The sequence below is a fragment of the Amycolatopsis sp. H20-H5 genome (assembly GCF_035828755.1).
Classification (GTDB): domain Bacteria; phylum Actinomycetota; class Actinomycetes; order Mycobacteriales; family Pseudonocardiaceae; genus Amycolatopsis.
This window is the reverse complement of sequence record NZ_JAYMZS010000018.1, coordinates 109,641-118,525: the sequence shown is the minus strand read 5'-3', so window position 1 is coordinate 118,525 and position 8,885 is coordinate 109,641. Positions and strand designations below refer to the sequence as shown.

The window sequence follows — 8,885 nt, the reverse complement described above, 5'->3', positions numbered from 1 at the left end:
CAGGATCAGCCATGCCCTCTCGCCCACAAGCCAGCCACCGCCACTCACCACAACGATCCGGCCTGTTCCGCCCAACTCACCACGCGACCCGAGCCCTCCACACCCCGTTCGACACCAGCCACCTAGAACTGTGTCCCTAGAAGAGCGGGCTCCGAGACCGGCCACCTCCCCAGGGGCGGCCTCGGAGCCCCTACGGAAGACTCGCCTCCCCGCGAGCCGACCGTAAGCACACGCCGCCGGTTCCCCCTCGCTCGCCAGACCCCCAGTACCAGGCGAAGGAAGAACCTCAGTGCGTTGAGGACAACCTTGCCGTGGCGGACCGGGCACCACCAGCGTGATGACCCCCAACTGGTTGTGCGTAGATCTACTCGTGCGCCATGAGGGGTTGCACGTTCGTGTGGAGGTGAGAGACCTGCACCATGGCCTCGTCGCAGCGGGGTGGTGCAGCTGAGGACAGCCTAAGCCGGGAGATGCCGGTGAGGGTGGGAGCAGTCCTGACAAAGCCGGGGTGCGCCAGCACTGCCAGATGGCGTGGGTCCGGCGAGTAAGGCGGAAAGGTGTACGCGAGAAACCGGCGTGTTACGTCCCTTAATTACTCACCGGCTCCAACCTGGTAGATCTGGGCCGGTCGCGACGCGCACCCGTTCCGCGAGAGCGGTTCTGGGAAACTTCCGGGCGGATTTGTGTAGGTCTGCAGGGAGGCCATGCTGAAGGTCTGCGGCGTAGGTGTGGCGAAGTCGCAGGGGCATAGTCGGGCACCTCCTCCGCCGAACGAACGGCAGAAAGCCCAGCGCATGGGGAAGGGCGGCAGCGGATATTCGTGAAGGGACGGAGTTGTCAATGCCGAAAGACGCACCACCGAACGGTGGTGCCACGCTGAATGTCCCGCAGGGGCCAGGTCTGCGGGTATCGGGAATGCAAACCAAACTTCACCGTTGGGCGGCGGCCGACCCCGGCCGCAGGTTCGATGACTTGTTCAACCTCGTACATGACCCGGCGACGCTGATCATGGCGTTCGAGCGGGTCGCGGGCAACACCGGTTCCCGCACTCCCGGCGTGGACGGCCTCACGGCTGTCCAGGTCGAGCGGGAGATCGGTACCCGTAGGTTCCTGGACGATCCGCGTCGCGCGCTCAAGACGGGTGAGGTGCGTCAACGCATGATTCCCAAACCTGGTGGCAGCGGGAAGGTGCGCAAATTGGGCATCCCCACGCTGGCCGACCGGGTGGTCCAGGCGGCACTGAAGCTGGTGTTGGAACCTATTTTCGAGGCCGATTTCGAAAGCTGACCCCGGCCGGAAACCTTGTGCAGCGCGGGTTGCGGCCCAGGCACGGTATTGACCAGCACCAGCCCGCGATGCCGGTGAAACCGCCGCGCCGGCAATGGGCCCGCCTGATGAGGCCGAGCGGCACCGGCCACCTGCGCCGACCACGCACCACGTGGTCGTCGGTGACATACGTGGTGGTGAAATGCGCGATGGCGATTCCCAGCCTGCGAGCCACCCGATCGGCCCAGCCCAGATGCGGATCGACGACCACCAGGTCGGGCTCGAACGCGATCAGCTCCCCGGCCAAGAACCCCGCCTCCCGCCCGCGCCGCAGGATCCGGCGCCCCCAGCGAACGGCGCTTCCAGCCCAGGCAGTTCCGGAACGTGGACCACGACGTCCCCCGGCAGCACCACCACCTCGGCGCCGGTCCCGGCGATCGCGCCGGTGAACGTCCGCCCCGCGTGCCACCAACGCCGCGATCATCGGCAGTAGAGGATTGACGTGTCCGTACGCCGAATAGGGAACGAAGACGAACCTGCTCACCGGCCTCCGCTCTTCCTGCGCTCGTGCATCTGCATGGGAATATTCGTATCTTCGATGGAAATACTCCCTTGAAACCGTATGACAAGGCCATACGCCGGTAGAGAATCAGGTACGGGGAGGGGCGATGGACATGCGAGACAGGGAAAGCGAGAAAGCTCCTCATCAGCTTCCGCGTCCGCCCGCCGCACTTGTCGGCCGGGAATCCACCGAAGCGCGGTTGGACGCCCTTCACGCAAAACACGGCTTCAGAAACCCGCTGATAGTGATCAGCGGAATGGGCGGTGTCGGTAAGACAGCCCTGGCGCTGACCTGGCTGCACCACACCCGCGAACTGTTCCCCCATGCTCAGCTCTACGCAGATCTGGGGGCATCGCGCGACGGCCCGCCCGCGGATCCGGGCGAGGTCCTGCACGGTTTCCTGACGGCCATGGGCAGCTCGGCCGTCGAGATTCCGCCGGAGACAAGTCAACGGGCCGCGGCGTTCCGCGCGGCGACAACGGGTCTTCATCTCGTCGTCCTGCTGGACGACGCCGTGTCTGCCGCCCAGGTCAGTCCACTGCTTCCGGCGGGACCGGACGCCACGGTCCTGGTGACGAGCAGGTGGCGGCTGACGGACCTGGGGACACAGGACGCCCAGTTCTTCGAGCTGAATCCACTCGACGCAGTTCAGTCCCGCACCGCGCTCGCCACGGGCATCGGTGACGAGCGCGTCGACGCGGAACCCGACGCGGCCGACGAAATAGTCGCGCTGTGCGGCGGCCTTCCGCTGGCTCTCTCGGTGGCGGCGGCACGACTCAGAGCGCGCCCCCGGCGAAGCCTGGCCAGGGAGGCCTCCGCCTATACCCGCAGCGTGTCGAACGCGGGCGAAGGTCGAGTACCCCTTGCCCAAGCCGTCTTCGACGGGATCTACCAGAAACTACCGCCGAACGCCGCCCGGGTTTACCGGGCGTGTGGCGTTCATCCGGGATCAATTCTCTCCGCAGAGGTGCTCGCGGCCGGCCTTCATCGTCCTGTCGACCTCGTCGAGGAAGACATCGAAGAGCTCGTCGAGGGAAACCTGCTGGCCGACGCCGACGGTGATCGGCTCACCCAGCACGAACTGCTCCACCGGGACGCCGGTGCCAGGGCCGACCAGGAAATACCGGCCGACGCGCGGTTGTCGATGCTGAGGACGTTCACGGAGTGGTATCTCGAGCGGGCCTTGGCCGCGGACGAGCTGATCCACCCTCATCGTGAACGGTTCGCCGGACGGCAGTCAGCCGAACCGGCCTCGACGATCTTTCCCGACCGAACAGCAGCCACCGACTGGTGGAGGGTGGACCTACCCGCGCTCCGGGCGGTGTTCGCCAAAGCAGTGGGCCACGGCTGGGACGAACTGATCTGGAAGTTCTGCGAGGCCTCGTGGGGATTCTTCCTGCATCACCGTGACTACGCGCCTTGGATCACCATGTATCAGGACGGGGTAGCCGCGGCCCTGCGCTGCGGCAACTCGCTGGTCGAGGCGCGGTTACGCTCCCAACTGGGATTCATCTACACCAAACTCGGCCGGTTTGACCAAGCCGCCGAAGAGAACGTGGTGGCACTGAGGTTGGGGCAACGTCAACAGCACGTTCCGACACAGGCGACCGCGTTGTCCCTCCTCGGCGGCTCCGCCCAAGGGCAAGATGACTGGGAAGGGGCACTCGACTTCTACCGCCAGTCAGCCGACCTCCACGCCGGGGCCGGCATCCACCGCGGCGTGGCGCTCTGCCGCCGGAGATCGGGTGAGGTACTCGCCCGGCTCGGGCGGTACGGCGAAGCCGAAGCCGAGCTCACAGCGGCGGCGTCGACCATGGCGGAACTCGGTGACGTCACGCAGTACTCGAGGGCGGTCATGACCCTGGCGAAGATCCACAGCAGGCAAGGACTTGTGGATCAGGCTGTCCAGCTGCTGGGTGACGCGCTCACCACGACCCGTTCGCTGAATTCGCCTTACTACCTGGCGGAACTACTCTCGGCGCTGGGAACGGTCGAGCTGGAACACGGACATCGCGAGGAAGGTCGCCACCACCTGGCCGAAGCTCGCGAGCTCTACACGGAGATGGGTGATCCCCGAGGGGACAACCCGCTGATCACCCCCGGCCAAGACCTCCAGGACTGAGGTCCACTGGATGCTCGTCGTGGCCGGGCAGGCCGAGTAGTACGTCACCCGGGGAGAAGGACCATCCGTGCCCCGGCAGGCGAGGAGCACACCACCGGAGTGAGCGGAAACCGCCGCCACCGCACCTGGGTGGGCACACAGTGCGGAATCCGCGATGACAACTGCGGTCTCGATGTCCTGCCCGGCCGGACACAGCAGTACGTCTGCGCAGTTACACCACGGCGCTGCTGCTTCTGGTTCCGCAACGACGAGGACGTCTGCCCGTTCGACGTGGCCCGAGTAGGACACGGCCCGAAGTCCCACTCTGACGACTCCGTGCGCGAGCCGCCGAACGACTGCGTGAGACTGTGCCATGGGAGTCACCGCCCGACCGGCTCGGGCGAGGGCAGCACGTTCGTGACGGCCTGCGACTCGGGCTCCGACAGCTGCAACTGGCGGTACATGGCCCTACGAAGGATCTTCGCGGACTGGCCAGGGCGGGAACTGATGGCCGCCGAGACGGCGGGAACGAGACCCGCCCTCCGTTCCACGGCCATCGCCGCTTGCACGTGGAGCGGCTGGTCATGGTTGAGCCGCGGTGCATGGTGACCGACGACATCGGCGATGCTGCCAGGGCGTAGCTGATCACCGGGGTGAGTAGCAAGTGTCACCGGTGTTCCGGCAGCCGCCGCGTAGGCAGTGGTGGAACCCTGGTCTCCGATCACCCAGTCGGAGGCGATCATCGTCGCCTGCCAACCCTGGTCGGGCGGAATGAGCAACAGCCCGGCCGCCAGTGCGTCCGACAGCCACGCCGTCACTTGCCGTCGCCCGTGCACCGCCCAGACATTGGGGTGCAGCACCGCGGAGACCGCGTAGTGCGCACGCGGGACGCCGCTGAGGATCGTGGAGCAGAGATCGGGCAGCCGTCCGAAGCTGGACTCCGCCGACCAAGTCGAGCTGATGGTGATCAGCCCGCGTTGCGGCGGGAGCCCCAGCGCGCGACGGTAGTGCTCGCGCAGGTGCCGACTCGCGTTCATCCGGTCAAGGCAGCTGTCACCGGCGACTACGGCAGCACTCAGCGCTTCCGGGCAGAGAGTGCGGAGGGCCTCGTATTCGGAGTCGGTTCCCAGTGCCAAAGCCGCCGGGAGTACCCGGCCACGGTAAGTGAGCAGCTCGCGGTCGAGCCCGGTCGCAGGCAAGGAGGGGGTCTCGGCCTTACGGCTGTAGCGGTACGACTTCATCGTTCCCGCGCCGTGCCCGACCAGGACGATCGGGCCCCGTAACTGGTCCAGGTGGCGATGGCTGGCCGCGAGCACCAGGTCGAACGAGTGCCGGATGGCCTGCTGCCAAGGCAGCACGAGGCCGTGCTGCGCACGAACGTATTCTTCGACGCCGTGCCAGCGGTCGGTCGTCTGCGGAACGGTGAACATCACCTGCACCCGATGGTCGGGCTCCAGGAGTTGCACCAGATCGAGCAAGCGGGTCCCCGCAGCTTGAGTGGGCACGACCACGAGCGCGGCACGGCATCCCGGCCTGGTGATGCGCGCTGCCGAGCCGGCTCCGATCGGTCCTCGTATCCATGTCTCCGTATTCACCGGTTTCCTCCCCGTCATCGGTGGGCTACTGGGACAAGCGTGAGCCCCGCACCTGACAAAAACCTTTCCGAATACGGGTCAACACAATGACACTTGATCTTCAATTGCCGTCATAACGCCCTATCGAGCCCGCCGAACTGGCCTTTCGCCGGAAAGAATGTGAAACTGATGAACGGCAGCAGTGGGGCGAGGAGGTACGCCACGCCCTCAGGAGGGGGCGACGTGGAAATCGTGTTCGGAATACTCGGGCAAACTACCATGCGAATGCACGGGAACCTGACCGTGAACTGGGCGAAGCCGCGACCGACGCGCGTCTTGGCCGCCCTACTGACCGAACCGGGCCGCCGGATGTCCATCGACACCGTGGTCGACTGGGTCTGGGATGACACCGCACAACGGCCCAAGGACCATAAATCGACCATATACCAGTACATCAAGCAGATTCGCCACGCGCTGGCCCAGGCGGACGCACCAGCGTCGCTGACCGTGGCAAACGGCTCCTGCAGCCTGATTGTCGACCCCTCGCTCATCGATTACGTCGCCTTCCGCACGACTATGACGGCCGCTCGTGAGCATTACAACGACGGCTACCGCAAACGCGCGCGTGAAGATGCACACGCAGCCTTGCGCTTGTGGCGCGAAGAACCCTTGGCCGATTTGCCAACAGACCGGGCAGCGCAGTGGCGTACCTCGTTCATCCGGTCAGACTGGATTCCGGCCAACTCCTTCCTGCTCGACCAACAATTGGCGGACGGCCAACCCGCCGCCGTGCTCAGCATGCTCGACGACCTCGAGCGGAAACACTCCCTCGATCTCAGCTTCACCAAACTCCGAATGCGGGCACTGAACGCACTCGGCCGCTACAACGAGTCGACCGAGTATTTCCTCAGGATGCACAGTGCTTTCCGTGCCGCGGACGACGAGCGCGCGGCCGGGGATCTGCGCGCCCTGAATGACAAGCTCGAGAACAGTCACGCCCAGGAGACGGCGATCGTGACGAGTGGTGCCGACCAGCAGGCCGCTGCCGAAAGCCCGATCAACTCGGTGCGCCAGCTGCCACCCGATGTCGGCGACTTCACCGGGCACGGGGACACACTGTCCACACTGGACTCTCTGACCGGTGGACCAGCTGGTGCCACCCGGCCCGTCGTAGTGACGCTGACAGGGCCTCCCGGGGTCGGGAAGACCACCACGGCAGTTCATTGGGCCCACCACGCCGCGTCGCGGTTTCCCCACGGCGTGCTCATGCTGGATCTGCACGGTGGTGGCCAGGGCAGGCGGCATGAGGTCACCGACGTCATCGACACCGTGCTGTCGGCACTCGGCTATCCCGTCGACCACATCATCGGTGCGGCCGGACGCGCGGCGAAACTGACCGGGCTGCTCGCGCGCCGCCCGATGCTGCTGGTCTTGGACAACGTCGAGAACTCCGCCCACGTCCAGCCGCTGCTGAGCGTGCTCGGCACCTGCACCGTCGTCTTGACCTCGCGTCGCCGCTTGACAGCGCTGTCGGTGCGGCACAACGTCCGCGTGGTCACCGTCGCCCCGCTGTCCGTCGACGAGTCCCGCGAGCTGCTGACCCGGCGCCTCGGACCGCGATCCATCGCGGAGCCCGCCGCGGTCGGCCAGCTGGCCAAGCTGTGCCAAGGTTTGCCGCTGGCTTTGACGATCGTGGCCGAACGAGCGGCAGGCCGCAGTGGGACACGGCTGCAGACACTGGCCGAGCAACTCCGCGACGTCGACACCTTGCTCACCATCGGCGACGACGGGGACGGGGCAGGCACCAGCCTCCAATCGGCGTTTTCCGTGTCCTACCTCGCACTCGACGAGACCGAACGGCGGACGTTCCAGCTCATCGGCCTTCATCCCGGGACCGAGTTGACCACCGAAGTCCTCGCCTCAGCCGGCGGCGTCAGCGCGCCATCGATGCGTCGCTCGCTCGACGTCCTGGTCGCCGCACACCTTGTCCAGCACCCTGGCGACCTCGATCGCTACCGCGTGCACGACCTCCTGCACCAGTACGCGGCCACTCTCGCGCTCCAAGCGGCGGACCTCGACCACGCCCGGCGGCGGATGCTGTCGTTCTATCTGCACTCGGCCCACAACGCGCATCTCACCATCTATCCGCACAAGGGCCGACCACCGATGACGCCGGTGGAGGCGGGCTGCGTCCCGATGACCTTCGACGGCACCGACGCCGCGTGGCAATGGTGCCTGCGCGAGCGCAGCAACCTCAACGCCGCGACGGAGTGCGCCGCACTGCACGAACTCCACGAGATCGGCTGGCGTCTGCCGCACATCGTCGCCGACATCCACGACCAGTACGGCTTTTACGATGACATCGTCACCGGCCTGACCACCGCGGCTTCGTGCGCCGCGATCGCGGGTGTCGTAGACGCGGAGGCCGCGACTCTCAACGATCTCGGCCAGGTTCACATGCTCATCGGCAACGACACCGAGGCCGACCGGTACCTGCGACGGGCCTTCGAACTGGTCACCGCCCACGGAATCGACGTCGGACGGCTGGCAGTGCTGCTGAACATGGCACGCCGGCACCATCACGCGGGCCGCGCGACGGAAGCGGTGCTGCTCTACCGCGAGTGTCTGGAACTGGCTCGGGTTGTCGCAGTTCCGGATCTCCTTGCCAAAGCCGAACAGCGTCTCGGTGACGCACTCGTCGAAGTCGACGACCTCGACAACGGGTTGGAGCACTACAACCATGCGTTACGAATGAGACAGGAGCTCGGGGACGTCGCGAGCCAAATCTCGATTCACACCGCGCTGGGGGCTCTGCACACTCAGCTGGAACGCTTCGACGAAGCTGCCAATCACTGCGAAGAAGCGCTCCATTTGGCAGGCGAAGCACGCCACCTGCCTGCGACGATGAAGCTCTACACCGTGCGAGCACAGTTGGCACATGCCCAGCGGCACGACCGCAAGGCGTTGGAGTACGCGAGAGAAGCGGTCGAGCTGGCGCTTCGCTCCCTGCACGCGACTGGACTTGCCAGAGCCTTGGCCACGCAGGGACAGATCCTGGCGGACCGAGGCAATACCGCGGACGCTCGCAAGATGTGGACCCGTGCCGCCAGCCTCTATCGCGACCGCGAACGTCACTCGAAAGCGGAACGCGTCGATACACTTTTGAGGGACCTGCCCGCGGATCGGCCCACCATCCCGTCCGCACGCACCGGTGACGAAGACACCATGGCCATGCCTGCACCTCCACGACGTAGGAACCGGTACTCCTCGAAATGATGAAATCGCTGGGCTGTTCGAGTGACCTCGGCCCGCAGATTCCAGAAACGCACAAGCCGCCATGGGTGCGCCTTTTTGCTTACCGGTGTCACACCTAGAGGGTGCC

The 8,885-nt window shown here is 66.0% G+C and carries 5 protein-coding genes; 3 read left to right on the top strand and 2 right to left on the bottom strand.

Features of this window, described 5'->3' with window-relative positions:
• The first annotated feature begins 840 nt into the window (after positions 1-840).
• Positions 841-1,287 (top strand): hypothetical protein, encoded by a 447-nt coding sequence (locus QMK34_RS13935; RefSeq protein WP_326414324.1) that lies wholly within the window; start codon positions 841-843, stop codon positions 1,285-1,287.
• On the opposite strand, the gene QMK34_RS13930 is transcribed toward QMK34_RS13935, so the two are convergent.
• On the bottom strand, positions 1,259-1,573 hold the full coding sequence (locus tag QMK34_RS13930) for a hypothetical protein (RefSeq protein ID WP_326414323.1): 315 nt from the start codon (positions 1,571-1,573) through the stop codon (positions 1,259-1,261). The genes QMK34_RS13935 and QMK34_RS13930 overlap by 29 nt on opposite strands.
• A 511-nt stretch (positions 1,574-2,084) precedes the next feature.
• Between QMK34_RS13930 and QMK34_RS13925 the strand changes: the two genes are divergently transcribed.
• Positions 2,085-3,950, top strand: a complete 1,866-nt coding sequence (locus tag QMK34_RS13925; protein WP_442785148.1) for an NB-ARC domain-containing protein — start codon at positions 2,085-2,087, stop codon at positions 3,948-3,950.
• Between the two features lie 359 nt (positions 3,951-4,309).
• On the opposite strand, the gene QMK34_RS13920 is transcribed toward QMK34_RS13925, so the two are convergent.
• Positions 4,310-5,434: a hypothetical protein gene (locus tag QMK34_RS13920; protein WP_326414321.1), complete on the bottom strand. Its 1,125-nt coding sequence runs from the start codon at positions 5,432-5,434 to the stop codon at positions 4,310-4,312.
• A 354-nt stretch (positions 5,435-5,788) separates the two neighbouring features.
• Between QMK34_RS13920 and QMK34_RS13915 the strand changes: the two genes are divergently transcribed.
• Positions 5,789-8,779 carry a tetratricopeptide repeat protein gene (locus QMK34_RS13915; protein WP_326414320.1) on the top strand — a complete coding sequence of 997 codons (2,991 nt, stop codon included), beginning with the start codon at positions 5,789-5,791 and terminating at the stop codon, positions 8,777-8,779.
• The last annotated feature ends 106 nt before the right edge of the window (positions 8,780-8,885 follow it).

Coding starts and splice junctions, on each gene's coding strand:
- QMK34_RS13915 (WP_326414320.1), top strand. CDS start 5,789: ATGCACGGGAACCTGACCGTGAACTGGGCGAAGCCGCGACCGACGCGC.
- QMK34_RS13925 (WP_442785148.1), top strand. CDS start 2,085: ATGGGCGGTGTCGGTAAGACAGCCCTGGCGCTGACCTGGCTGCACCAC.
- QMK34_RS13935 (WP_326414324.1), top strand. CDS start 841: ATGCCGAAAGACGCACCACCGAACGGTGGTGCCACGCTGAATGTCCCG.